This is a genomic window from Kouleothrix sp. 19917, from assembly GCF_057073505.1.
Genome location: NZ_CP097099.1, coordinates 8,450,955 through 8,474,666 on the forward strand (window position 1 = coordinate 8,450,955; position 23,712 = coordinate 8,474,666).

The following is a 23,712-nucleotide window of genomic DNA, read 5'->3' on the forward strand; positions in this document are numbered from 1 at the left end:
AAAGCGGGAAGCCGTTGCCGACTCCCCGCCCTGCATATCCATCTGCCGATTAGCTCGTTTCGCCCGCGATTGCCGCGCGCTCTTTGCGGTAGGTGCTGACGCCGACCCACAGAAGCAGCGGCACCAGCACGGGCCACCAGGGCTGCAAATCGCGAAAGTTATCCCAGAACAGGCGCGCCGCGCCAAGCTGCGGGATGGCCATGATCTGCTCGACAATCGAGCCGCTGGCCCCTTCGGGTGGTTCGGGCAGTTGCCGCCCAATCAGCTTGCCAAGTGCCATGCCAACTCCTTTGCGCAAGCTGCCGGCCTGCGCCTACGCGGTTTCTTTTGCCACCGTGGCCTTGGCGCGGCGGCTGCGAATGTACTCGAACACCATCGGCAGCACCGAGATCAGCACAATCGCCAGCGTGACGATCTCGAAGTTCTCTTTCACAAACGGCACATTGCCGAACACATAGCCCAGGAAGAGAAAGATCGCGACCCAGGCTATGCCGCCAACAATGTTGAATGTAATGAATCGACTGTAGTTCATGCGGCCAACGCCGGCCACAAACGGCGCGAATGTACGCACAATTGGCACGAAACGTGCCAGGATAATCGTTTTGCCGCCGTATTTCTCGTAGAACTCGTAGGTGCGGTCGAGGTGCTCTTTTTTCAGCAGCGGGATGTTGTATTCGAACAGCTTGGTGCCGAACTTCGCGCCGATCATGTAGTTCACAGTGTCGCCAATTACTGCCGCGAAGGCCAGCAGCGCGAACAGGAAAAACACATTCAGCGTGCCAGTCGTATCGATTGCCGCCAGTGCGCCGGCCGCAAAAATCAGCGAGTCGCCGGGCAGGAAGGGCGTGATGACCAGGCCGGTTTCGCAGAAAATAACCAGAAAGAGGATCACATAGGTGAGCGTGCCATACTGCTGAATAAACTCACCAAGATATTTGTCAATATGCAAGACAAAATCGATGATCTGACCCATTGTGTGTAAATCCTTTACGAATAGTGATAATAAAGTGCGGGCGAGGGCTTTGCTGATGCCCGCCATCCGTTCGGATTGTACTAGATCGGCAGAATGACTGTCAACACGCGTACGCTGACAATCTGTTTATGAAATGATTACACTACCGGGCTGCGTGGCGCGGCGCGAATGGTGCGCTCGGCATGGTAGCTCACCAGCCCAACCGGGCCATTCGGGATTTTGCGCACCTGGCTGCGCCGCGCAATGTCGATTTCGACGGCGGCTTCGCTGCGTGCCTGCGAGAAGTAGGCGGCCAGCTCGGCGGCTTGCTGAAGTGTTGCGGGTGGCACCTCGCGGCCACCGCTTTTGATGATGACATGCGCGCCGTGCAGGCCGCGCGCGTGGAGCCACAGGTCGTCGGCGGCGCCAAGCTTGAAGGTGACTTCTTCGTTCTGGCCGGCACTGCGCCCAACATAGATCGTGTAATTTTCGGGCGAGACGACCCGCAGCGGCGGCTGGCGGCGCGTTTTTGGCGCGGCGCGGCGCGGGTTGGGGCGCACCAGCCCTTGCTCAACGATCTCGCGCGCAATGCCCTCGATCTGCTCGAAGCCCTCGGCCAGCTCCAGCAGCGCAATCGTCTGGTCGATGCCAGCCAGGCGCGTTTCGGCTTCGCGCAGGCGCTCGGGCACGCCGGCCAGCGCACCTTTGGCCTTGTCGTAGGCGCGGAAGCGCTCCTGGGCGTTTTCCACACCGCTCTGGCGCGGATCGAGCGTGATGGTACGTTCTTCAACTTCCAGCGCGGCCTGGCCGGGCGCAAGCGTATGCAGAAAGGCGTAGATCATCTCGCCTTCCCAGCGCAGTCGGTCGAGTTCGGCGGCGCGTGCAAGCTGCGCGGCCAGGCTGCTGCGCTGGGCATCCAGCCGTTCGCGCGCATCGGCCAGCTGGCTGCGCAGGGCGGCACGGCGCTGCTGGTGTGAGCTAAGCTGCTCGTAGGCGCTGTAAAATGTTTCGAGCGCGCGGCTCATTGACGGCACGGGCGCGGGGTCGGGCAGGTGCGTGAGCGGATAGGGCGCATAGGCTTGCGGCCCTTCCGCGCCCGCCACGAGCGATGGCTGTGGCTCGTCGGTCCACAGCCCGCGCAGCGCCAGCGCCAGCCGCGCCCACGGCAGATCCGGCCCAAGCGCGGTGTCGGCGGCACCAGTGGCGCGAAACGCTGCTTCGCGGGCGGCCAGCGGCGACAGGCCGCGGTAGGTGTTGACCATGGCGCGCCACAGCTCGCGCGTATTCGTTTCGAGCATGGCGCGCAGACCATCGGGCGTGGCCTGGCGCGGGTCGCGCTTGTCCTGGCGCGGCGGCAGCTCGTAGGCTTCGTGCGGGCGAATCGGGCGGCGGCTCTGGCGTGGCGAGATGTGGCGCACACTTTCGAGGATAATATTGTCGTCGTCGATCAGAATGACATTGCCGCGCCGCTCCTGCGTTTCCACCACCAGCTCGGTGCGCCAGGCAGTTGCTTCATCAAAAAGTGGCTCGTCGTCGGCTTCTTCTTCGGGCGGCGCGTCCTCGTCGTCGGCGGGCGTGTTGCGCGCTTGCGACGCTTTGACTATACTTAGCACCAACACCCGTTCAAGCTCTGGCTGTTCGATCGCAACAATGCGCCCGCCAACGATGTATTTGCGCATCAGCAAGAGCAGGGGCGTATCGCGCTCGACGCCGCGCGAAAGCTTGGCGCTGCTGAGGTGGGCGCGCGTAAACTGCGGGTGCGCCGACAGCAGCAGGTGGTAGCGGCGGCCGGTGGCGTAAATTTCAAGCCCGACGCTCAGATCGCTGGGCAGCAGCGCGCGCTGAATGCGGCCCCCAAGAATACTGTCCCGCAGCTCATCGGCCACTGCGGCAAGGGTAAGCGAATCGAAATACATTGCTCGGCGTCCGTTTGGCGGCAAGAGTTCCGGGCTGTGATTATAGCATGCAGGAGCGCAGATGACGGAAGAACAACGCAACCCCCTGCTCGATGGCAAGGCTGCGCCGCCCATTCTGGTGGTGCTTTCGGGGCCGTCGGGTGTTGGCAAAGACTCGATCCTGATGCGCATGCGCGACATCGGATTTCCGTTTCATTTCGTGGTAACGGCCACCAGCCGGCCCATGCGGCCCGGCGAGCGCGACGGCTACGACTACCACTTCCTGAGCGAAGAGCGCTTTCGCAGCATGATCGACGCTGGCGAGCTACTGGAGTGGGCCGAGGTGTACGGCCACTACAAAGGCATCCCGAAGAGCGAGGTGCGGCAGGCGCTGCAAAGCGGGCGCGACGTGATCTTGCGCATCGACGTGCAGGGCGCTTCGACAATCAAGCAGCTTGCGCCCGACGCCGTGTTTGTGTTTCTTGCGCCGGGGAATTTCGACGAACTGCGCAACCGCCTGCAATGGCGGCGCACCGAATCGCCCGACCAGATGGAGCAGCGCTTGCAGATGGCGGCGCGCGAAATGGAAGCGCTCGACCAGTTCGACTATGTGGTGGTGAATCGCGAAGATCATCTTGACGATGCTGTTGGCCAGATTCGTGCAATTATTGTGGCCGAGAAGCATCGCGTGCGGCCGCGGCGGGTTTCGCTCTAGGCGGCCAGGCAACAGAAATAGAGGAATGCAATGAATATTCAGGAACAGATGCAGCAGGATGTAAAGGCCGCCATGCGCAGTGGCGACCGCCAGCGCGTGGATGTGCTGCGCATGGCGCTGGCCGCACTCAAGAACGCCGAGATGGCGCTGGTGAAAGACGCATTTGACGCCGCCGCAAAGGCCGACGAAACGGCAGGCGATGGTGCGCCGATTACCGCGTCGCTGAGCGAAGTGGACATGCAGCAAACGATCACCAAGGAAGTGAAGCGCCGGCACGACGCGGCCGAGCTGTATACCAAGGGCGGGCGCGCCGACCTGGCCGCGCAGGAAGAAGCCGAGGCGGTCATTCTGGAAACCTACCTGCCGCGCCAGCTCACCGCCGACGAGCTGCGCCCAATGCTGGCCGAGGCGATTGCACGCCAGGGCGCGAGCAGCATCGCCGACATGGGCAAAGTTATGCCCGCGCTGATGCAGGAATTCAAGGGCAAGGCCGACGGCCGCATGATCAGCCAGCTTGCCCGCGAGATCCTGGCTGGGCCGCGCGCGTAGCACATATTTGCCAGCGAGAGGCTTGTGAATCGGACGACCGCAGAAGGCGGGAAGACTATGCGACGCAAATGGGAACTCAGGCTGTGGCGGGGCTGGCGCGATGCGCGCGCGTTCCGTGCGAATACGGCAACCAGCAAAACACACCGGCCAGCCGAGCGGCTGCAACGCCAGCGCAATGCGCTGATTGGCGTGTCGGTTTTGTTCGGCTTGTCCCTGTGGGCCATTTTTATCATTCGCCCACTGGCCAACCCAAATCTGCGGCCGGGCGGCCCCAGCCCGATCGACGTTCGCGCCTCGCGCACGGTCACCTTCCCCAGCGAGCAGCAAACCGAGCAGGAGCGTATTCGCGCAGAAAGCTCGCCCGACGCGGTGGTATATACGCGCTCGGCCAGCATCCCGATCGAGCAGCGCAACCAGCTTGCCAATGCGCTGCAAACCATTACGCAAGTTCGTTCCGACCCAAGCCTGACCACCACCGAAAAGCGCGAAAAGCTGGTTTCGCTGCCCCTGCCGAATAGCACGCTGATCATTTCGCCGGCGCTGGCCCTGCAGATCATGCGCCTGGCCGACACCGATTGGACCACAGCCCGCGAACGCGTTCTGGCCGTGTACGACCGGGCCATGAATACCTACGATTATGAGCTGACCGAAGACGATGTGAACGACCTGCGGGTACGCTCAATACCATACTGGAGCTCGCAGGTTGGCAGTGCCGATGTTCAGCAGCTGGTGCTGTTATTCAGTCAGGCATTTTTACGCCCCAACCGCTTGCTCGACGAAGCTGCGACACGCGCCAATAAGCAAGCCCTGCGCGAGCAGGTTCAGCCGGTAATGGTGACCGTGCAGGAAGGCGAAAATATCGTCCACGCCGGCGATATTGTGACGCCCGCAACGCAGGAGAAGCTGGAAGCGCTGGGCTTGCTGGAAACATCGATCGACTGGCTGAGCGTGGGCGGCAAAGGGTTATTAGCCCTGCTGCTGGCTGCGACGTTTGGCGTGTATCTCTACAAAATGCAGCGCAGCATCTGGATGACCACGCGCACCTTGCTGGTGGTGGTGGTGCTGATGGTGCTGAGCGCGCTGGCGGCACGTCTGCTGCTGCCGCTTGGCCGCGAATGGGTGTATGCCTTTCCGCTTGGCGTCACCGCCCTGCTGCTCGCCACCATTTTCCCGCGTGGGCTGGCACTGGTTGTCATAACAATCATGGGCGTGGTGATCGCGTTTCTCGACAACAACCATGCTGGCGCGGCACTTGCCCTGATGCTGGGCAGCATGGCTGGCGTGCTCCTGATCGGGCGTGGCGAGCGCTGGGTACATTTCGTTGGCGCGGGGCTGGTGATCGCGCTGGTGACCGGGCTGACACAGGCGGTGTTCTGGGTCACTAACCCGGCCGGGCTGCTGGCCGATCAATGGGTCATGATTCTGATATCGAGCGCGATCAATGGCGCGGCGTCGGCGTTTATCGCGCTGGGTCTGTTCAATGCGGTGGGCCACCTGGCCGACGTGGTGACGCCCCAGCAGCTTATGGAGCTGGCGCACCCTTCGCATCCGCTGCTGCGCAAGCTCATTCGCGAAGCGCCCGGCACCTACTACCACAGCCTGTCGGTTGGCAACCTGGCCGAAAGCGCGGCCGAGATGATCGATGCCGACGCTTTGCTGCTGCGGGTGTCGTCCTACTATCACGACATTGGCAAAACCATCCGCCCGTACTTCTTCACCGACAACCAGAGCGACCGCGAGAATGTCCATAACGACCTCGACCCGCATACCAGCGCCGAGATCATCTGCGACCATGTGATCGAGGGCGATAAAATGGCCCGCGCCGCCGGCCTGCCGCGCCAGGTGCGCGAGTTTATTCGCACCCACCACGGCACCAGCGTGATCAAGCATTTCTACCAGCTGGCCTTGCAGCAGGAAGACACCGTAAATGAGGACGACTTCCGCTACCCTGGCCCCAAGCCGCAAAACCGCGAGCAGGCGATCATGATGCTGGCCGACTCGGTTGAGGCGACGGTGCGCTCCAAAGCGCAGGGCGGCAAAATCGTCTCGTCGCGCGACGACCACGGCAATGGCGGCGGGCGCAACCGCCAGGGTCAGACGCTGGAAGAACTGGTCAACTCGATCATCGACGAGCGCGTGCGCAGCGGCCAGCTCGACGAAAGCAACCTAACGCTGAGCGACGTGGCGAAAATTCGCCAGGCCTTTATTACCACCCTGCAGGGCATCTACCACCCGCGTGTCGATTATGCGCCGCAGATTGTGAAGCCTTCGTAGCCGCCGGGCTGCGCGCGAGAAATTGCATGCTAGAAATTGATGTTCAGATCAACCCGCCGTTTGAAGGCCAGGCCGACGCCGCCTTGATCGAGCGCGCAGTGGCGGGCGCGCTGGCTGCCGAAGGCGTGAGCGAGCCAATCGAGATGGGCGTGCTCGTCACGGACGACGCCGAGCTGCACGAGCTGAACCGCACCTACCGCGGCGTCGACTCCCCAACCGACGTGCTCTCGTTTGGCGACGATGAGGACGAAGCCGCTGGCCCGGCGGCGTTTGTGCGCCCGCCCGGCACGCCGCGCTACCTGGGCGATCTCGCGATCTCCTACGAGCGTGTAGCCGTGCAGGCCGCCGAGTACGGCCACTCCGCCGAGCGCGAGCTGGCCTACCTGACGGTGCATGGCGTGCTGCACCTGCTTGGCTACGACCACGAGCGCGGCCCCGACGACGCGGCAGCCATGCGCGCGCGCGAAGAAGCCGTGATGCAGCAGCTTGGCCTGACGCGCTAAGGGTACGCATGAGCGAACAGCCACCATCGCCGGCACCCGCGCCGGGCGCGCATATGCGTGCCGGCACGCTGCTTGCCTCGTTCCGCTATGCCTTTGCCGGTATTCGCTACCTGCTGTGGACGCAGCGCAACGCCAAAATTCATAGCGCCTTGGGCCTTGTGGCGGCGGCGCTTGGGCTGGCGCTGGGCCTCGATCGCTACGAATGGCTGGTGCTGCTGATCACCATCACCATGGTGCTGGCCGCCGAAGGCGTGAATACCGCCGTCGAGGCCGCCGTTGACCTGGCCGCGCCGGGCTACCACCCGCTGGCGAAAATTGCGAAAGACGTGGGCGCGGGCACGGTGCTGCTCACCGCAATCGCCTCGGTGCTGATCGGGCTACTCCTGTTTGTACCGCATCTCTGGCCGATTGTGGTGGCCTGGCTGCTGTGAAAGGCGCGCACGCTTGTGAACATCCTGGTTCTGGCCCCCTACCCACCATTTCCGCCGCACGGTGGCGGCACCATGCGCATCTACCAGCTCATTCGCGGGCTTTCGCAACGCCATAGCGTCACCTGCCTGACCTTCGCGCCCGACCTCGCCGCCGAGCACGCGCTGGCCCCACTCCAGCGCATCTGCCGCGTGCTGACGGTGCGCGGCCCCGAACACCGCACCCTCACGCGCCGCGCCTGGTCAACCCTCACATCGCCGCTGCCCGATATGGCGCTGCGCAACGCCTCACCCGCCTACCGGGCCGCGCTGCGCAGCCTGCTCGCCACCGAGCAGTTCGATGTGATTCAGGCCGAAAGCATTGAGATGGCTGGCTACCTGCCAATGCGGGAAAAAGCAAGCCCGTTGCTGGTGCTCGACCAGTTCAACGCCGAGTACGTCATACAACAGCGAGCCTTTTTCGCAGATGCCCGCAGGCCGCGCCGCTGGCACGCATCTGCCTACTCACTCGCGCAGTGGCTCAAGCTGGCGCGCTACGAGGCGGCGGTGATGCGCCGCTGCGATCTGGTGCTGGCCGTGGCCGACGACGACCGGCGCACGCTGGCGCGGCTTGCGCCGCGCGCCCGCATTGGCGTGGTGCCAAATGGCGTCGACACCGCCGCGTTCGACCGGGGCACGCTCGTGGCTGAAGGCGTGGGCGCGCTGGCTTTTGCGCCCGACACACTGGTATTCAGCGGCACACTCGACTACCGCCCAAACATCGATGCGCTGGTCTGGTTTGCCCGCGAGGTGCTGCCGCTGCTGCGCGCGCGCCGGCCCAACCTGCGCGTGCTGGCGGTGGGCCGCCGCCCGGCTCCGGCGCTGCAACAGCTTGCCCAGCAACGCCAGATCGTGCTCACCGGCGAAGTTGCCGATGCGCGGCCGTTTCTGGCCGGCGCGGCCGTGTATATTGTGCCAATGCGCATTGGTGGCGGCGTGCGCCTGAAGCTGCTCGAAGCCCTGGCCCTGGCCGCGCCGGTTGTGAGCACGCGCATGGGTGCTGAGGGCGTGGCGGGGCTGCACGACGGCACGCACTGCCTGCTGGCCGACCAGCCGGCCGATTTCGCGGCGGCGGTGCTGCGCCTGCTCGACGCCCCGGGCCTGGGCGCGCGCCTCGGGACGGCGGGCCGCGCTCTGGTGCGCGAACACTACGACTGGAGCGCGATCGTCCCGCGTATGGAAGCGCTCTACAACCGTGCGTAGGGCTGGTTACTGGGCAATGGTATACTGCCGCCGGTTGGCAAAAATCACACCCTCTGAAAGCCGATTGGGAGCAAAAGTATGGCGAATGTCTCGCGGCAGCAATTAATCGTCGAGCGTTTTCTGGAAGACGAGCGTCTACGCGGCGACCTGGAAGATGCGCCCGCCACGGCTCTGCTCGATTGGGCGACGGCACAGGCCGGCCCAATTGCCGCCGACGATTCGCGCTCGGACGAGGATGTTGACGCCGCCGTGCAGGCCATTCGCAAGGCCGCCATGCAAGCCGCGCACTCGGGCGAAAGCGACCCGAAGAAGGTGGTTGCTCAGGCCGCCGCCGCGCTGGAAACCGCCTCCGCGTCTGTCGCAAGCTCTGCGCCGGCTCAGGCAGCAGCGCCCACACCCGCAACACTGAGCGAGCGCGAAGCCGGCGCTTCTGCGCCCAGCGACGAGAACGCTCAACCCGCTGCCACAGCGGATGACAAACAGAAGCATGATGCTGCTGCAGCCAGCGACACAAAAACCCAGCCGACGGTTGCCACAGCCGATGACCAGCAGAAGAACGATGCGGCTGAGATCAGCGACACAAAAACCCAGCCCGCTGTTTCCGCCACGAATAACGAACAGAAGCACGATGTTTCTGCGGCCAGCGATGAGCAGAAGCACCACACCCCGGCCACCAGTGAAGCAAAGCCAGCCGCCACAAAACCTGCGCGCAAGCCGCAGCGGCGTCGCAACCGCTTTGCCAAACTGCTCAAGCAGCTGCGGCGAGGCTCGTAGTGGCAGGCACAACGCGCCCGGGTGCGCGACGTCCACTACTGGTTGTGGCGCTGCTCGTCGCCTTGCTGCTGGGCTACCTGTACCAGGCGGGCACGCTCCGCCCGCTGGCATTTGCTGCTGCTGAGCGCGCCGGCCTTGCCACCGCTGCCCCAGCCAATCCACGCTTGCAGGCGTTTTTCACCACACCAACGCTGGTCTACCCCGACAAAACCTGGCAGCGGCCAGCTGTTCCACTGCTTCAGCAGCTCATCGCCGACATCGATCGGGCGCGCAGCCGGGTTGATATTGCAGTGTTCGATTTCGACCTGCCCGAGCTAGCGGATGCGCTGCTGCGCGCCCAGCGGCGTGGCGTGGCGGTGCGCCTGGTGGCCGACAGCGAAAATCTGCTGACGCCCGAGGTTGCGCTGGCGCTGGGCCGGCTGGAGCGCGCTGGCGCGACCGTGCACGTGGATCGGCGCGAACCGTTTATGCACGACAAAATTGCCGTGATCGACACGCGCATAGTGTGGTTTGGCTCGTGGAACATGACCGAAAACGACACCTGGCGCAACAACAACAACATGATCCGCGCGGTGCATCCTGAGCTTGCGGCAGCCTACCAGGATGAGGTCGCGCAAATGCTGGCCGGGCGTTTCGGCACCGCCAAGGCACGGCGCGAAAGCATCCCGCAATTCCGCATTGGCACGGCGCGTTTGCAGGTGCTGTTCGCCCCGCAGGACGGCGCGGCGAAGTACCTGCTTGCGCGTATCGCCGCCGCAAAGCGCAGCATTCGCGTGCTGGCATTTTCATTCACATCCGCGCCGATGATTGACGCGCTGCTGGAGCGCGCCCGCGCTGGCGTGCAGGTTCAGGTGGTGCTGGAAAGCCAGAACGCTACCGGGCAGAACGCCGCCTTTGCGCGCCTGCGCGAAGCAGGACTTGATGTGCTGCTTGACGGTAATTGCTACAACATGCATCACAAAATGCTTGTCATCGACGAACAAACGGTGATTACTGGCTCATACAACTTCACGAACAGCGCCGAGCGAAGTAATGATGAAAATACCGTGATACTGGACGATCGCGACGTTGCTGCGGCATTTACTGTGGAATTCGGGCGTGTCTACGCGCAGGCGCTAAATCCGGCACGCTGTCAGTGAATTTTTAGCAGCAAAGCAAAAAGCAAACAAGAAGCGCGCCGCAAAATGCAGGCGCGCTTCTTGTTTATCAATCCCTGTATAGCAGGGCTGGTGCTCGCAGAGCAAACCGGGCGATTTTTGCACGAGAGCCGAGCAAGCATCGATTTGCGGTAAACTGGCAAGAAATCAGCGTTAGCTTGCTTTCTTCTTGCGGCCGCGAGTCTTTGGCTCAGCTGGCGGCGGTGGCTCTTCGATCACTGGGGCAGCGTTGGCACCAACCACCTGAAAGCGCAAAATATCGTCTTTTGTGCGGCGGAAATCGATTGATAGACTGCGACGGCGCGCTGCAGCTTTCAATCGGTTGCGAACAGTGAGACGATTTTCACTCGGATCGAGGGAAGCTTCGCCATAGTCGCCTTCGGCGTACTCGTCAAGGATTCGATCGTATTCTTCCTCAACAAGCTTGCGTTGGCCCTTGCCTTTGTTTTCCAGCGCGCGTACTTCGTCTTGGGAAAGTTTCCTGACACTCGGCATAATTCACCTCTGCTAACGAATACTCATCCGACTAATTTCTATCATAATACGATAATTCTTTTTTTGCAAGCCTTTTTTCTTGTTCTTAATAATTTACTCACGAAATCGCTGCGAAATGAACAACAATCGAAAAATATACAGATACAGCAGAACATGTTCGCAGTATAAAAGAGCTTGGTATTAGTAGCTCATATGAGCCAGGTTGCTCGCAAACCAAGCCAGAATATGTATTCCCTGAGCGCGTGATACCTTGCGCTTGCGCCTGAGAATTGTTCGTCTTGCAATGCGGTCTATCCGATTGTGTCGCTTTATCCACGTCTTCTGCTCGGCTGCGACACATTGTATAATTGTGCATTGTTTCTGCTCTTGGGTAGTTTCGTTTATGCGATAAGCTAATGACTCGGGGCATAGAGTGATTTTTGGTATAATCGCTTGCAGGATTGGCAGCGATTGCCAGGCAGAATTTTTACTATGGTAGTATTACGCTATAGATAGGTAAAAGAAGCAATTTTACTGTCAAGGAACAAGCAATGCCGGCTGCACAAGAATCGAAGAAATCTGCATTTCAACCGCGCGTGGCGCTATGGGCAGGGCTCACTGTGGTGGCATGTGTTGGGCTTTCGCTGCTTGGCTATGCGCAGCCCGTGATTATGGGTGTGGTGCAGGGCCTGGGCGAATTCCTGCCGATTTCCTCGTCGGCGCATTTGATCCTGGTGCCGTGGTTGTTTGGCTGGCACGGTGGCGTGATCGACTCGCTGACATTCGATGTTGCGCTGCATCTGGGCACGCTGGTGGCGCTGGTTGTGTATTTCTGGAAAGATTGGGTCGCTTTGCTGGGCGCTTTGCCCGGCTTGTTTGGTTGGGCGCGCGCCAAACTGCGCGGCGATGCCAGCCGCACCCGCACGCCGGCCGAGCATATTCTCAGCTCGGTGATCATTGCGACGCTGCCGGCTGCGATCATTGGTGTGCTGCTCGAAAAGGTTGCCGAGCAGGCATTGCGCGCCCCGCTGCTGATTGCGGCAACGCTGATGGTGATGGGCATCCTGCTGTATGTGATCGACCGCTGGCTGCCGCAGACCAAGCCGCTGGAAACGATCTCGTGGCGCGACTCGCTGCTGATTGGCTTTGCGCAGGCCTGCGCGCTGGTGCCGGGTGTTTCGCGCTCGGGCGGCACAATCACCATGGGGCGTTTGCTTTCGTTCAATCGGCAGGCAGCGGCGCGCTACTCGTTCCTGCTGAGCGCGCCAATCACCGCAGCGGCGATGGTGCTGAAGCTGCCCGATATTCTCGCCATTCCCGCGAGCGAGATCGATGTGTTTGTGATCGGCATTCTCGTGTCGGGCGTGGTGGGCGCGCTGGCAATCAGCTTTTTGCTCGATTACATTCGCCGCGCCGGTTTTGCGCTCTTTGCGATCTACCGGATTGTGCTGGCGATTATCGTGGTAGCGGTGTATTTCCTGCGCTAGTACGGCATTCCAAAGGGTCGTTGCTGGTTGTAGCTGGCAGTTGGCAGTCATCATTATTACTGCTCACTGGCAACTGCTTACTGCTAGCCAAGCCGAAACGGATGCTTACTGACGTGTACTAATTTGCTCTTACCCCGGTATCGAGCGGGCACGGCTGGCCGTGCCCGCTTTGTGTTGCCGCACCCTGATGCCCATGCTATAATTCGTGCCCGCAGCAATCGTCGGTGCCGCCATTGCGTGCCGATCAGTCCGAGGAGTTCCGATGCCCAGATCTTCCACCCTTCAGCCTATGTCGCGCGCGGCTTTGCGCCAGCGCTTGCAGCAGCTTGTGCAGCCCGGAGCCTCGGAAGCTGAAATCGAAACGCAAATCGACGATCTGCTGGAAGAAATTTTGCACGATGATCAGCTGATCGACGATGCCGTTTCCACACAGCCCGTGCCAGCCTGGGCCGAAGCGCGCGACGAAGACAGCCGCATTGTTGTAACGGGCATGGGCGTTCTTTCGCCGCTGGGCATCGGGCTCGATACCTTCTGGAGTGGGCTTGCCGAGGGTCGCAGCGGGGTGGGGCCGATTACGCTGTGCGACCCCGGCGAGTCGCCCAGCCGGATTGCGGGCGAGGTGCGTGGCTTCGACCCGCGCGAGTACCTGGAAGCAAAAGAAGCGCGCCGCGTTTCGCGCGCCAGCCAGTTTGCAGTGGCGGCGGCGCGCATGGCGCTGGCCGATTCGGGCCTGGCAGTGACGGACGCGAACCGCCACGAGATTGGCGCGCTGATCGCAAATGGCAGCTCGTCGCCGCCCGATACCGAGCTGGCCGCCCGCACCATGATCGAGCGCGGTTTTGGCAAAGTGAACCCCTTCTACATCACTGGCTCGCTGCCGAACATGCCTTCCTGCCAGGTCGCCATTCAGCTTGGGCTGCTGGGCTACAACACCGCGATTGCGACCGCCTGCGCGGCCAGTTCGCAGGCGATTGGCGAGGCGGCTGAGGTGCTGCGGCGCGGCGATGCCACGGTGATGCTGGCCGGCGGCACCGAGGCCCCGATCTGCCAGCTGACGCTCGCCAGCTTCTGCGCAATTCGTGCGCTCTCAACGCGCAATGCCGAGCCGGGGCGTGCTTCGCGTCCATTCGATGCCGGGCGCGATGGCTTTGTGCTGGGCGAAGGCGCGGGCGTGCTGGTGCTGGAGCGCCTGGGCGACGCACGGCGGCGTGGCGCGCGCATCTACGCCGAGATCATTGGCTATGCCTCGACGTGCGACGCCTACCATGTGACTGCGCCGCACCCCGAGGGCGACGGCGCGGCACGGGCGATTGGCCACGCCTTGCAGCGCGCCAAAATCACTGCCCAGCAGATCGATTACATCAACGCGCATGCCACCAGCACGCCCGCTGGCGATGTGGCCGAGACCATGGCGATCAAGCGCGCGTTTGGCGAATATGCCAACAGCGTGCCGATCAGCTCCACCAAGTCGATGACTGGCCACCTGACCAGCGCGGCGGGCGCGATCGAGGCAGCGGCGACGATTATGGCGCTGCAGCACGGCCTGATCCCGCCAACGATCAACCTCGAAACGCCCGACCCGGCCTGCGACCTCGACTATGTGCCGAACGAAGCGCGCCCGGCCGCGCTGCAAATCGCGATGTCGAACTCGTTTGGCTTTGGTGGAATCAATGGGGTGCTGGTGTTTGCGAAGCCGACAGCGGTGTAGGGGTGTTCCCACGTGTGTGAATAATTACGTGTTACGCACTACGCACTATCAAGCCAAGCAGGTAGTTCGTAGTGCGTACATTTTACGGAGAGATTTGGTCTCAGGCAGCGAGCGGCGCGGCCGGCATCTCGGGCAGCAGGCGCTCGATGCGGCGCAGCAGGTCGTCGATGTCGTAGGGCTTGTCGACGAAGTCGTTGCAGCCGAGCCGGCGCACCCAGGCCCAGGGCAGCAGCGTGTTGTAGAGCGTGGTGCCGAGGATGGGCGTGACGTCGAGGGTGGGCTCGGAGCGCAGCTGACGTGTGGTTTCCCAGGCCGGCTGGCCCGGCAGCGACAGCGCGGCGAGGATGAGATCGGGCCGTTCGGCGCGTGCCTGTTGCAGTGCTTCTTCACCTGGCGTCGCCTCGATAACGCGAAACCCGACGCTGCGAAGCAAAAGCCCCACAATTGTGCGATGATCGGGCGTTTCATCAATTATCAGGATCGTGCGGTGCGCCATGGGTGTCCTCGTGCGGTCGTGTGGGCCTCATCTTAACAAATGCGCCAGCATGCGCAAAAGGTTCGCCGCCTAATCAATTCTTACAAAACGTTCATTACTACGTTGATGCGTAGCGCCTTTAGGCCGTTGTGCTGCGCAAAAACACCTGCGATTGAGCTGTAATCTTGTGAGCCAGGCGTAAGACTTGGCGTTGTGGGGCGCTCCCTTTGTGAGCGCCCCAGCCGGCAAGCACAATCTGTGCGTTTACGGTATCATGCTGTGCTGGCGGGCGCGTGCTCAGTTTGTTGGCGCATCTGAAGCGCCTGGGCTCACTTTACTATTCGTACTACACGCGCGCGTAAGTTCATTATTTATAGAAAAGAACGATTCATGGGCTGGGATCTTGCGGGCCACGAATGGGCAGTTGATTTTCTGCGGCGCTCGATCGCTGGCAGAGGGGCGGCGCACGCCTACCTGCTGAGCGGGCCGGCGGGTGTCGGCAAGTCGCGGCTGGCGCTGCGGCTGGCCCAGGCGCTCAACTGCGAAACGGGCGGCCCCGACCCATGCCTTGTGTGCCGCACCTGCAAGCGCATCGAGCGCGGCAACCACCCCGACGTGCGCATTGCCGGCATGGCCAGCCAGACGGTCGGGCTGAAGCCCGAAGAAGCCGCCCGCCAGCGCGACCTGAAGATCGACACCGTGCGCGACTGGCTGGCCGACATCAACCTGCGCCCCTACGAAGCCCGCCAGCGCGTCTTCATTCTGCACGACGCCGAGCGCCTGACCGAGGCGGCCTCGAACGCCATGCTCAAGACGCTGGAAGAGCCGCCGCCCTACGCCACGCTCATTCTGGTGGCGCACACCGCCGGTGAGCTGCTGCCAACAATCGTCTCGCGCTGCCAGCCGCTGAAGCTGCGCCCGCTGCCGCGCGCAGCCGTGGCCGAAACGCTGCGCGAGCGCCTCAACGTCGCCGCCGACGATGCCGACCTGCTGGCGGCCTGGAGCGGCGGGCGCGTCGGCTGGGCGATTCGCATGGTTGAAAACCCCGACGAGCTGGAAGCCCGCCAGGAGCAGCTCGATGCCCTGCTGGCGATGCAGAACCAGCCGCGCACTGCTGGCTTCCGCTGGGCCGAAGAGCGCGCCAAAGACTACCGCTCGGGCGAGCAGGCCGCCGTATTTGCAGCAATCAACCTGTGGCAAAGCTGGTGGCGCGACGTGCTGGTGGCGGCGGCGGGCTGCCCCGAGCAGATCGTGCATATCGACCGGCGCGACGAAATTGTGCAGGCCGCCCGCCGCTACCGCCTGGCCGACATTCACGCCTTTGTTGCGCGCCTGGCCGACACCGCCACGCAGCTCCGCGAAAACGTCAACCCCCAGCTCGCACTGGAAAATGCGCTTCTGCACCTTCCTGGCGCGGCATAATCCCCGTTTCAACCAGCCCCGCAGAGTATGGTATAATCCGGCAACTCCGAACCGGCAAACGGTTTTTTACCCACGTGGTTGTGTGCATGGCGCGCGTATTTTCCAGCGCGGCAATTCGAAATGCCACAGGGGGCACCGGCGACCAGGCGACAGCGGCTTGGCAAGCACTGCTGCACGCCCGGCGTTGCCATGCATTTGATCGAGGCTCTGTAAGAAGTGCTAGCGGAGGCTTCCTGTGAAAGATGGCTACGCGATTGAGATGCGCGACGTCGTCAAACGCTTTGGCGAGGTGTACGCAGTTGATCATGTGTCGATGGAAATTCGCAACGGCGAGTTCTTCTCGATGCTTGGCCCGTCGGGCTGCGGCAAAACCACCAGCCTGCGCATGATTGCCGGCTTTGAATACCCCACCAGCGGCGAGATCTACCTGAACGGCACCCCAATCGGCAGCACGCCCCCGTTTCAGCGCAATGTCAACACGGTCTTCCAGTCCTACGCGCTGTTCCCGCACATGAGCGTGGCGGAGAACGTGGCATTTGGCTTGCAGATGAAGAAAGTGCCGCGTGAGGAGATCGGCCGGCGCGTGGACGAGGCGCTGGAAATGGTGCGCCTGGGCGGCTATGGCACGCGCCGGCCGCGCCAGCTTTCGGGCGGGCAGCAGCAGCGCGTGGCGCTGGCGCGCGCCCTGGTCAACCGCCCCGACGTGCTGCTGCTCGACGAGCCGCTTGGCGCGCTCGACCTCAAGCTGCGCAAGGAAATGCAGCTTGAGCTGAAGCGCCTGCAGGAGCGCGTGGGCATTACGTTCATCTTCGTCACGCACGATCAGGAAGAAGCCCTGACGATGAGCGACCGCATCGCGGTGATGAGCGAGGGCAGGGTCTTGCAGATCGGCACGCCGACCGAGATCTACGAGCGCCCGAACTGCCGCTTTGTGGCCGATTTCATTGGCGAATCGAACTTTATTCGCGGGCAGGTGAGCGCGCTCGGCGCCAGCGATGTGACCGTGACCGACGGCAACGGCACCACGCTGCGCGGCCAGATCGTGCAGCCGGTGCAGGTTGGCGACGAAGTGTATGTGTCGGTGCGGCCCGAGAAGGCGCGCCTTTCGGTGCAGCCGCCCGCCGACGCGCCGGCCAACGTCTTTCCTGTTACTGTTGACCGGGTGGCCTACATCGGCAGCGACACCCGCATCATGGTGCAGCTCGGCCAGGACCGGGTGTTCAATGTGTGGGAGCAGAACACGCGCTCGACGGTTGACCGCGACGCCTACTGGCAGCGCGGCGAGCAGGGCTACCTGTGGTGGCCGGCCGAAAACGCGCTGGTGCTGAAGGATTAGCGCGCCAGAAAGAGGCAATCAATGGCAACTGAGTCTGTTCCGATGGCGCAAAGCCAGCCGGCCACGCTCGACGCGCTGGCCCGCCGCGAGCGCCGCAGCCTGTTTGGCCTGCTGTTCCCCGGCCTGTTCTGGCTGATCCTGTTCTTCGCAATGCCGCTTGTCGTCATTCTGCTGTATAGCTTCCTCACGCCCGGCCCCACTGGCAACGTCATCTGGCGCTTCACCCTCGACAACTACATCACCTTGTTCACCAAAGACCTGTATGTGAACGCCTATGTGCGCTCGCTCTGGATCGGCCTGGTGACGACGGTGATCTGCCTGCTGATCGCCTACCCGCTGGCGCTGTTTATTGTGCAGCGCACACCGCGCTGGCGTGGCTTGCTGATTTTCCTGGTGCTCATCCCGTTCTGGACGAACTTTCTGGTGCGCACCTACGCGTGGATGATCATCCTGGCGAACAATGGCGTGATCAACTCGCTGCTGCAGGCGGTGGGCCTGCCGCGCCAAACCCTGCTCAACACCACCGGCGCGGTGCTGGTCGGCCTGATCTATGGCGAGCTGCCATTTATGGTGCTGCCGATCTACGCCTCGATCGATCGCTTCGATTTCACGCTGCTCGAAGCCGCTTCCGACCTGGGGGCCAGCCGCTGGCGCGCGTTTCTGCGCGTGATGCTGCCGCTGACCATGCCCGGTGTTGCCGCTGGCTCGGTGCTGGTGTTCATCCCGACGGTCGGGCAGTTCGTCGTTTCCGACCTGCTGGGCGGCGCGAAGGTCGACATGCTCGGCAACCTGCTCCAGCGCCTGTTTACGCGCTCGAACCCGCCGAACTGGCCCTTAGGCTCGGCAATGGCGCTGATCTTCATGCTGGTGCTGACGGTCGCGATTATCTTCTACTTCCGCACAACCACTGAGGAAGACCGATGATTGAAGCAACATCGCAAGCGCAAACGCGCGCCACCACCAGCAGCGCCGCCGAGCGCCGCGTGAACTGGCGCACCTTCCTGCTGGCGGCCCACTCGGTGCTGATGTACGTCTTTCTGTATGCGCCGATTGTGATTCTGGTGCTGTTTTCGTTCACCACCGACAGCTTTGGCGCGCGCCTGACCGGCTTCACCTTTTCGTGGTACACGCGCCTGCTGCAGGACGAACGCCTGATTGGCGCGGCCTGGAACACCCTCACGGTGGCGCTGGTTTCCACAATTGTGTCCACGATCATTGGCACGCTGACCGCGCTGGCGATGGAGCGCTACCGCTTCCGTGGGCGCACCGCCACCGACGCGCTCTTGTACCTGCCGATTGTCATCCCCGAGATTGTGATGGCGCTGGCGCTGCTGGCCTTTTTTGCCTTCTCATTCGGCATTATTCAGGGCATCACCGGCAAGCAGCTCAAAATGAGCCTGACCACCGTGATCATTTCGCATATTGCGTTCAGCATTTCGTTTGTGGTGGTGGTGGTACGCGCCAGCCTGAAGGGCTTCGACCGGCGGCTGGAAGAAGCCGCGCGCGACCTGGGCGCGAACGAGTGGCAAACGTTCTGGCGCATCACCTTCCCGCTGATTCTGCCGGGCATTATTGGTGGCGCGCTGCTTGCATTCACTATTTCGCTCGACGATTTTATCATCAGCTTTTTCACCACTGGCCCGGGCACGTCGCTGCTGCCGATTGAGGTGTATGCGCAGGTCAAGCGCGCAGTAACGCCCAAGATCAACGCAATTTCAACGATCATGCTGGTGCTTTCGATGACGCTGGTGGGCCTGTCGCAGTTTGTGCAGCGCCAGCGGCGCTAGCCCGCACGGTGAAGGGAGATACAGAGGCAAGGGCGACATCGCGATGCTCCCTTGTCTCTTTGTCTTTTTCTGGGAAGGTTCCGTGATAAAGGAGGTTTGTGTGCAACGACTGAAACTTCTGGTTCTGCTGCTGGTGGTGCTGCTAGTTGCCGCCGCCTGTGGCAGCAATGGCGGCGCCGCGCAGCCAACTGCCGCGCCTGCCGATTCAAATGCCCCAGCAACGGCTGCCCCGGCGGCCGAGCCAACTGCCCCGGCGGCCGAGCCAACCGCCGCCACCGCAGCCGAGCCAACTGCCGCCACCGGCGCGGCCCCGGCCGAGCTGCAGGTCGATAAGTCGAAGCTCTCCAAGGAGCTGCATATCTACAACTGGGCCGACTACCTCGACCCGACTGTGCTCGACGACTTCGAGGCCGAATATGGCGTCAAGGTCACCATGGAAGTGTACGACAACAACGAAGACATGATCGCCAAGATCCGGCCCGGTAACTCGGGCTACGATGTGGTCTTCCCTTCGGACTATGCCGTGGAAATTATGTGGCGCGACAAACTGCTGGCCCCGCTCGACAAATCGCTGCTGCCGAACATGGCGAACAACCGCCCCTCGAACATGGACCTGTACTACGACAAGGGCAATATGTACTCGGTGCCCTATAACTATGGCACGACCGGCCTGGCCTACGACAAGAGCAAGTTCTCTGCGCCGGTTGACAGTTGGGCGGCAGTGTTCGACCAGGCGCAGCTGGAAGCCAACAAGGGCTATATCAGCATGCTGGATGACGAGCGCGAAGTGCCCGGCGCAGCGCTGCACTACCTCGGCAAGTCGATGAACGACACCGAAGCGGCCGACCTGAAGCAGGCCGAAGATCTGCTGAAAATGCAGAAAGAATACATTTCGGGCTACGACAGCAGCAACGTCAGCCGGCGGCTGGCCAGCGGCGAAATTGTGGCCGGGCAGATCTACAACAACAACGCGCTGCAGGCCCGCACCGGCATCGAGGGCGACTACTCGGGCAACGACAATATTGTCTTTGTTATCCCGAAAGAAGGCGGCACCGTGTGGCAGGATAACGCCTGCATCGTGGCTGACTCGCCGAATATGTACACCGCGCACGTCTTCCTCAACTACCTGATGAAGCCTGAGGTGGCAGCGAAGAACACGGCCTTCAACCTGGGCGTGACGCCCAACGCCGCGGCTGAGAAGCTGCTCGACCCCAAGATTCAGGAGCTGTACAAGGAAGGGTTTGCGCCCGACGACGCGACCCTGAAGCGCCTGGAGTGGATCGTGCGCAACGACAAGACGGTAGCATTCACCGACCTGTGGACGGCGGTGAAGGGCGAATAACACGCGCCCAAATCGAGCGTCTTTCCACAACGGAGCAGCCGCGCGCTGCTCCGTTGTGGTGCATAGAGCGAAGCGCAGAAGTACTGGGCCACAGAGAACACCGAGCACACCGAGTTTACAGTCAATCACTCAGCGGCCTCTGTGCGCTCTGTGGCTCAACCGTTTTCTCCCGGCTAGAGGTGGCAATGGACTTTTTGTTTCGGCCGTTGGGCTGGCACGACACGCAGACGGTAGCGGCGTGGCGCTACCCCGCGCCGTACGAACTCTACGACCTGAGCCGCTCGTCGCTGCTGGTGGGCGTTGGGCTGCACCGGCTGCTTGCGCCGCTGCGCGCGGTGGGCTTTTACGCCGTGCAGTGGCGTGATATTCCGCTGGCGGGCGTGTTTTCGTTTCGGCGGCAGGGAACAACCGTGGAGCTGGGGTTGGGCCTGCGCCCCGATCTGACGGGCCGCGGCATTGGGCTGGTATTTGTGCAGGCTGGCATGGCATTTGCACGCGGCGAATTTGCGCCTGTGGCCTTCCGGCTCGACGTGGCGACCTTTAACCAGCGCGCAATTCGCGTGTATGAACGCGCGGGATTTGCGCCGGGCCGCCGCTTTGTGCGCTACACGCGGCTGGGGCCGCACGAGTTTATGGAAATGACGCGCGCCGCATAGGGAACTGGCTGAGGAGTAACCACCAAGTCACCAAGACACCAAGAAATACCGATTGCTATTATGGCTTAATTGCTTACGATTTACAGCTTGGTGCCTTCGTGTCTTCGTGGTGAAAATATTTCCGACGGTTTCGACCGTGGCGCGTTTAGCGCGGCGGCGGGTGATCCCACAGCAGCGCCGTCACCGTGATCTTTTCGCCCTCGCGCACAACCAGAAATTGCAGCCAGCCGCCCGTAGTGTTGGTGATCTTCAAATCCTGCTCGCCGGGGCCGCCACCAACCGCCCAGATCGCCACCGAGTCGCGCGCTGGCACGCCCGCCAGCCGAATGCCATTGGAGCGCAGGTGGTTCACAAAGCGAAACGCCCTGGCCGGCAGGATCGGGCGCGCAGCCATCACAAAGCGGCTGGCGAGGTCGCACAGCCCGCCGCCCTGAATGCGCTCGATCTCGCCAGCTGGCGCGTCGGGCGGGGCGTCGGGCACGGCGGTGGGCTTGATCTCGACATATTTCCACGGCAGGCGCTGTGGCCGCAAGCCAAGCGCGGCATTGAACGAAAAGACTTCGCCCGGCCCAAGCACCACATTTTCCAGCGCGCCCTGGTACATCGCCAGCGCCAGCCGAATGTTGGCGCGCACCGCCCGGCTGCTGGGCGTAAAATTCACCGATTTTGCGGCCAGCATCTGCGGAGCCGGCGTGGCCGTGGCGGTTGCTGTGCTGGTGGGCAGGGGCGTATTCGTGGCGGTTGGCGTGTGGGTGAGCGTGGGCGTGCTGGTGGCAGTGGGCGCGTGAGTTGGGGCTGGCGTGTTTGTCGCCGTTGGGATGGCGCTTGGCGCAACGGTGGCGCTGGGCGCTGCCGCCAGAGCCTGCGGGGCGCCGAAAATGCGCGCTTCGGGCTGCTGGAAGCCCAGGCCCAGCAAGGCCAGCGCAAGCCCACCGGCAACACAACAGAGCGTAATAAAGACGTAGAATCGCATGGTGCTCCTTTTCGGCGCAGGCGCGCTGCGACGGGCTGTATACTAGCATAGTTTTATACAGAAAATCAACTTTTCCCATGTGAATCAGGTCATGCCAGGGTAGGAATCTATCCACAGATTACGCAGATTACACAGATATGAAATTTCTCATCTGCGTAATCTGCGTAATCTGTGGATGATATTTGGACCTTTGCCATGGTCCTGCGCGCCGAAAGCGCCCCGCTATTCGTGGGCGAAATGTGCTATCATGCCGCGCTATGACTGACACGATCGAACTTGTGCCCGCCCCGCCGCGCGACCTGCGCATTGCAGTGCGGCCGGGCCTGCGCCACCTGTATATACATATTCCGTTCTGCCATCGCCGCTGCGCCTACTGCGATTTCAACACCTACGCGAATATGGACGACCGCATGGCCGCGTATGTGGGCGCGCTCTGCGCCGAGCTGGCCGCACTGCGCGTGCCCGGCGCTGTGCCGCCGCCCACGCGCCCAGCCAACGCCCCGCCCGAAGCACTCACCCGCGCCGACCTGCGCCCGACGATTTTTCTGGGCGGCGGCACGCCAAGCATGCTGCCACTGCCGCTGATGGAGCGCGTGCTGGCCGCCGCCGACGCGATCATTCCGCTGGCGGGTGCCGAAGTGACGGTGGAAGCTAACCCCGGCACTGTGCTTGGGCGCGACTACCTGCGCGGCCTGCGCGCGCTGGGCGTAAACCGCCTGAGCATGGGCGTACAAAGCCTGCACGACCCAACGCTGCGCGTGCTGGGGCGCATCCACACCGCAGCCGAGGCGCGCGCTTCGTATGAAGATGCCCGCCGCGCCGGCTTCGACAATGTCAATCTCGACTTTATGTTTGGCCTGCCCGGCCAGGACGTGGCGCAGTGGGAAGCGACCCTGCGCGAGATCACGACCTGGGATGCCGAGCATTTCTCGCTCTACTCGCTTATTCTCGAAAAATCGACGCCGCTGTTCGCGCAGGTAACGGGTGGCCGCACCAGCGTGCCCGACGACGACGCGACCGGCGAGATGTACGAGCGCGCCATCGAGCTGCTGGGCGCGGGCGGCTATGCGCAGTACGAAATTTCGAACTGGGCGCGAACGCGGGGGATGGAGGGCGCTCAACCAACCCCCAACTCCCAACTCCCATCCCCCACGGAGCTTTACGCCTGCCACCACAACCTGGCCTACTGGCTCAACGCCAACTACCTGGCGGCGGGTGCGGGCGCGCACGGGCATGTGTTCCCGCAGCGCTACGCCGACGTGCTGGGTATCGACGACTACATTGGCCGGGTGGCGGCGGGGCGCATGCCGGTGGCGGAAATCACCGATCTGAGCGCGCGCGACCTCTACGCCGAAACCATGTTTATGGGCCTGCGCTTGAACGTCGGCGTGAGCTACGCGCACTTCCGCGAGCGCTGCGGCGCCGAGCTGGATGAAATCTATGCCGCCGAGCTGGCCGAGCTGGCCGCGCGTGGCCTGCTTGTGCGCGACGCGCTGGGCGTGCACCTTTCCGAGCGCGGGCGCATGCTGGGCAACCAGGTTTTTGAAGCATTTGTGTAGGCTG

General features: G+C 62.7%; 23 protein-coding genes. 17 read left to right on the forward strand and 6 right to left on the reverse strand.

All coding sequences use genetic code 11. The features are described 5' to 3' along the window. Window positions 1-49: 49 nt before the first annotated feature. The 3 genes from M1P90_RS34100 to M1P90_RS34110 all read right to left on the reverse strand — a co-directional run bounded on the left by M1P90_RS34100 (window position 50) and on the right by M1P90_RS34110 (window position 2,868). Window positions 50-280, reverse strand: a complete 231-nt coding sequence (locus tag M1P90_RS34100) for a hypothetical protein (protein ID WP_483700355.1) — start codon at window positions 278-280, stop codon at window positions 50-52. Between the two features lie 33 nt (window positions 281-313). Further along, entirely contained in the window at window positions 314-973 is a 660-nt protein-coding gene (locus M1P90_RS34105; protein ID WP_483700357.1) for a DedA family protein, read from the reverse strand. Between the two features lie 137 nt (window positions 974-1,110). Continuing rightward, window positions 1,111-2,868, reverse strand: a complete 1,758-nt coding sequence (locus tag M1P90_RS34110; RefSeq protein ID WP_483700359.1) for an Rqc2 family fibronectin-binding protein — start codon at window positions 2,866-2,868, stop codon at window positions 1,111-1,113. Between the two features lie 61 nt (window positions 2,869-2,929). Here M1P90_RS34110 and M1P90_RS34115 point away from each other — a divergent pair, with 61 nt between their 5' ends. From M1P90_RS34115 to M1P90_RS34150, 8 genes are all read left to right on the forward strand, one after another. Further along, window positions 2,930-3,562 (forward strand): guanylate kinase, encoded by a 633-nt coding sequence (locus M1P90_RS34115; RefSeq protein ID WP_483700361.1) that lies wholly within the window; start codon window positions 2,930-2,932, stop codon window positions 3,560-3,562. 30 nt (window positions 3,563-3,592) lie between these two features. Continuing rightward, window positions 3,593-4,111 (forward strand): GatB/YqeY domain-containing protein, encoded by a 519-nt coding sequence (locus tag M1P90_RS34120; RefSeq protein ID WP_483700363.1) that lies wholly within the window; start codon window positions 3,593-3,595, stop codon window positions 4,109-4,111. 57 nt (window positions 4,112-4,168) lie between these two features. After that, a complete protein-coding gene (locus M1P90_RS34125; protein WP_483700365.1) occupies window positions 4,169-6,385 on the forward strand; it encodes an HD family phosphohydrolase in 2,217 nt (738 codons plus the stop codon). 26 nt (window positions 6,386-6,411) lie between these two features. After that, window positions 6,412-6,888 carry an rRNA maturation RNase YbeY gene (gene ybeY, locus M1P90_RS34130; RefSeq protein ID WP_483700367.1) on the forward strand — a complete coding sequence of 159 codons (477 nt, stop codon included), beginning with the start codon at window positions 6,412-6,414 and terminating at the stop codon, window positions 6,886-6,888. 8 nt (window positions 6,889-6,896) lie between these two features. Continuing rightward, window positions 6,897-7,319 (forward strand): diacylglycerol kinase family protein, encoded by a 423-nt coding sequence (locus tag M1P90_RS34135; protein WP_483700368.1) that lies wholly within the window; start codon window positions 6,897-6,899, stop codon window positions 7,317-7,319. 15 nt (window positions 7,320-7,334) lie between these two features. Beyond that, entirely contained in the window at window positions 7,335-8,558 is a 1,224-nt protein-coding gene (locus tag M1P90_RS34140; protein ID WP_483700369.1) for a glycosyltransferase family 4 protein, read from the forward strand. A gap of 78 nt (window positions 8,559-8,636) precedes the next feature. Then, window positions 8,637-9,332 (forward strand): hypothetical protein, encoded by a 696-nt coding sequence (locus M1P90_RS34145; protein ID WP_483700370.1) that lies wholly within the window; start codon window positions 8,637-8,639, stop codon window positions 9,330-9,332. Then, window positions 9,332-10,471 (forward strand): phospholipase D-like domain-containing protein, encoded by a 1,140-nt coding sequence (locus M1P90_RS34150; RefSeq protein ID WP_483700371.1) that lies wholly within the window; start codon window positions 9,332-9,334, stop codon window positions 10,469-10,471. Before M1P90_RS34145 ends, M1P90_RS34150 begins: the two co-directional genes overlap by 1 nt. A 171-nt stretch (window positions 10,472-10,642) precedes the next feature. Here M1P90_RS34150 and M1P90_RS34155 read toward each other — a convergent pair whose 3' ends face one another. After that, a complete protein-coding gene (locus M1P90_RS34155; protein ID WP_483700372.1) occupies window positions 10,643-10,984 on the reverse strand; it encodes a hypothetical protein in 342 nt (113 codons plus the stop codon). Window positions 10,985-11,514: 530 nt separating this feature from the next. On the opposite strand from M1P90_RS34155, the gene M1P90_RS34160 reads away from it, so the two are divergent. Together M1P90_RS34160 and fabF are read left to right on the forward strand one after the other, a co-directional pair. Beyond that, window positions 11,515-12,450: an undecaprenyl-diphosphate phosphatase gene (locus tag M1P90_RS34160; protein ID WP_483700373.1), complete on the forward strand. Its 936-nt coding sequence runs from the start codon at window positions 11,515-11,517 to the stop codon at window positions 12,448-12,450. Between the two features lie 262 nt (window positions 12,451-12,712). Continuing rightward, the gene (fabF, locus tag M1P90_RS34165; RefSeq protein ID WP_483700374.1) at window positions 12,713-14,158 is read left to right on the forward strand and encodes a beta-ketoacyl-ACP synthase II; all 1,446 of its coding nucleotides are present in this window, start codon (window positions 12,713-12,715) and stop codon (window positions 14,156-14,158) included. 100 nt (window positions 14,159-14,258) lie between these two features. On the opposite strand, the gene M1P90_RS34170 is transcribed toward fabF, so the two are convergent. After that, on the reverse strand, window positions 14,259-14,654 hold the full coding sequence (locus M1P90_RS34170; RefSeq protein ID WP_483700375.1) for a response regulator: 396 nt from the start codon (window positions 14,652-14,654) through the stop codon (window positions 14,259-14,261). Window positions 14,655-15,023: 369 nt separating this feature from the next. On the opposite strand from M1P90_RS34170, the gene holB reads away from it, so the two are divergent. The 6 genes from holB (at window position 15,024) to M1P90_RS34200 (ending at window position 21,176) form a co-directional block, all read left to right on the forward strand. After that, window positions 15,024-16,055, forward strand: coding sequence for a DNA polymerase III subunit delta' (gene holB / locus M1P90_RS34175; RefSeq protein WP_483700376.1), 1,032 nt, complete (start codon window positions 15,024-15,026; stop codon window positions 16,053-16,055). 235 nt (window positions 16,056-16,290) lie between these two features. After that, window positions 16,291-17,391, forward strand: a complete 1,101-nt coding sequence (locus M1P90_RS34180; protein WP_483700377.1) for an ABC transporter ATP-binding protein — start codon at window positions 16,291-16,293, stop codon at window positions 17,389-17,391. A gap of 21 nt (window positions 17,392-17,412) precedes the next feature. After that, on the forward strand, window positions 17,413-18,315 hold the full coding sequence (locus M1P90_RS34185; RefSeq protein WP_483700379.1) for an ABC transporter permease: 903 nt from the start codon (window positions 17,413-17,415) through the stop codon (window positions 18,313-18,315). Beyond that, window positions 18,312-19,178, forward strand: a complete 867-nt coding sequence (locus tag M1P90_RS34190; protein WP_483700380.1) for an ABC transporter permease — start codon at window positions 18,312-18,314, stop codon at window positions 19,176-19,178. Before M1P90_RS34185 ends, M1P90_RS34190 begins: the two co-directional genes overlap by 4 nt. 100 nt (window positions 19,179-19,278) lie before the next feature. Further along, on the forward strand, window positions 19,279-20,520 hold the full coding sequence (locus M1P90_RS34195; RefSeq protein ID WP_483700382.1) for an ABC transporter substrate-binding protein: 1,242 nt from the start codon (window positions 19,279-19,281) through the stop codon (window positions 20,518-20,520). Between the two features lie 185 nt (window positions 20,521-20,705). Continuing rightward, complete coding sequence (locus M1P90_RS34200) at window positions 20,706-21,176, forward strand: GNAT family N-acetyltransferase (RefSeq protein ID WP_483700383.1); 471 nt, start codon at window positions 20,706-20,708, stop codon at window positions 21,174-21,176. Between the two features lie 145 nt (window positions 21,177-21,321). Here M1P90_RS34200 and M1P90_RS34205 read toward each other — a convergent pair whose 3' ends face one another. After that, window positions 21,322-22,149: a VanW family protein gene (locus tag M1P90_RS34205; RefSeq protein ID WP_483700385.1), complete on the reverse strand. Its 828-nt coding sequence runs from the start codon at window positions 22,147-22,149 to the stop codon at window positions 21,322-21,324. A gap of 323 nt (window positions 22,150-22,472) precedes the next feature. Between M1P90_RS34205 and hemW the strand changes: the two genes are divergently transcribed. Further along, a complete protein-coding gene (gene hemW / locus M1P90_RS34210) occupies window positions 22,473-23,708 on the forward strand; it encodes a radical SAM family heme chaperone HemW (RefSeq protein WP_483704727.1) in 1,236 nt (411 codons plus the stop codon). The last annotated feature ends 4 nt before the right edge of the window (window positions 23,709-23,712 follow it).

Excerpts from the sequence above, each read along its gene's own strand:
- M1P90_RS34100 (WP_483700355.1), bottom strand. The coding sequence starts at position 280 with ATGGCACTTGGCAAGCTGATTGGGCGGCAACTGCCCGAACCACCCGAA.
- M1P90_RS34105 (WP_483700357.1), bottom strand. The coding sequence starts at position 973 with ATGGGTCAGATCATCGATTTTGTCTTGCATATTGACAAATATCTTGGT.
- M1P90_RS34110 (WP_483700359.1), bottom strand. The coding sequence starts at position 2,868 with ATGTATTTCGATTCGCTTACCCTTGCCGCAGTGGCCGATGAGCTGCGG.
- M1P90_RS34115 (WP_483700361.1), top strand. The coding sequence starts at position 2,930 with ATGACGGAAGAACAACGCAACCCCCTGCTCGATGGCAAGGCTGCGCCG.
- M1P90_RS34120 (WP_483700363.1), top strand. The coding sequence starts at position 3,593 with ATGAATATTCAGGAACAGATGCAGCAGGATGTAAAGGCCGCCATGCGC.
- M1P90_RS34125 (WP_483700365.1), top strand. The coding sequence starts at position 4,169 with ATGCGACGCAAATGGGAACTCAGGCTGTGGCGGGGCTGGCGCGATGCG.
- ybeY (WP_483700367.1), top strand. The coding sequence starts at position 6,412 with ATGCTAGAAATTGATGTTCAGATCAACCCGCCGTTTGAAGGCCAGGCC.
- M1P90_RS34135 (WP_483700368.1), top strand. The coding sequence starts at position 6,897 with ATGAGCGAACAGCCACCATCGCCGGCACCCGCGCCGGGCGCGCATATG.
- M1P90_RS34145 (WP_483700370.1), top strand. The coding sequence starts at position 8,637 with ATGGCGAATGTCTCGCGGCAGCAATTAATCGTCGAGCGTTTTCTGGAA.
- M1P90_RS34155 (WP_483700372.1), bottom strand. The coding sequence starts at position 10,984 with ATGCCGAGTGTCAGGAAACTTTCCCAAGACGAAGTACGCGCGCTGGAA.
- M1P90_RS34160 (WP_483700373.1), top strand. The coding sequence starts at position 11,515 with ATGCCGGCTGCACAAGAATCGAAGAAATCTGCATTTCAACCGCGCGTG.
- fabF (WP_483700374.1), top strand. The coding sequence starts at position 12,713 with ATGCCCAGATCTTCCACCCTTCAGCCTATGTCGCGCGCGGCTTTGCGC.
- M1P90_RS34170 (WP_483700375.1), bottom strand. The coding sequence starts at position 14,654 with ATGGCGCACCGCACGATCCTGATAATTGATGAAACGCCCGATCATCGC.
- holB (WP_483700376.1), top strand. The coding sequence starts at position 15,024 with ATGGGCTGGGATCTTGCGGGCCACGAATGGGCAGTTGATTTTCTGCGG.
- M1P90_RS34185 (WP_483700379.1), top strand. The coding sequence starts at position 17,413 with ATGGCAACTGAGTCTGTTCCGATGGCGCAAAGCCAGCCGGCCACGCTC.
- M1P90_RS34190 (WP_483700380.1), top strand. The coding sequence starts at position 18,312 with ATGATTGAAGCAACATCGCAAGCGCAAACGCGCGCCACCACCAGCAGC.
- M1P90_RS34200 (WP_483700383.1), top strand. The coding sequence starts at position 20,706 with ATGGACTTTTTGTTTCGGCCGTTGGGCTGGCACGACACGCAGACGGTA.
- M1P90_RS34205 (WP_483700385.1), bottom strand. The coding sequence starts at position 22,149 with ATGCGATTCTACGTCTTTATTACGCTCTGTTGTGTTGCCGGTGGGCTT.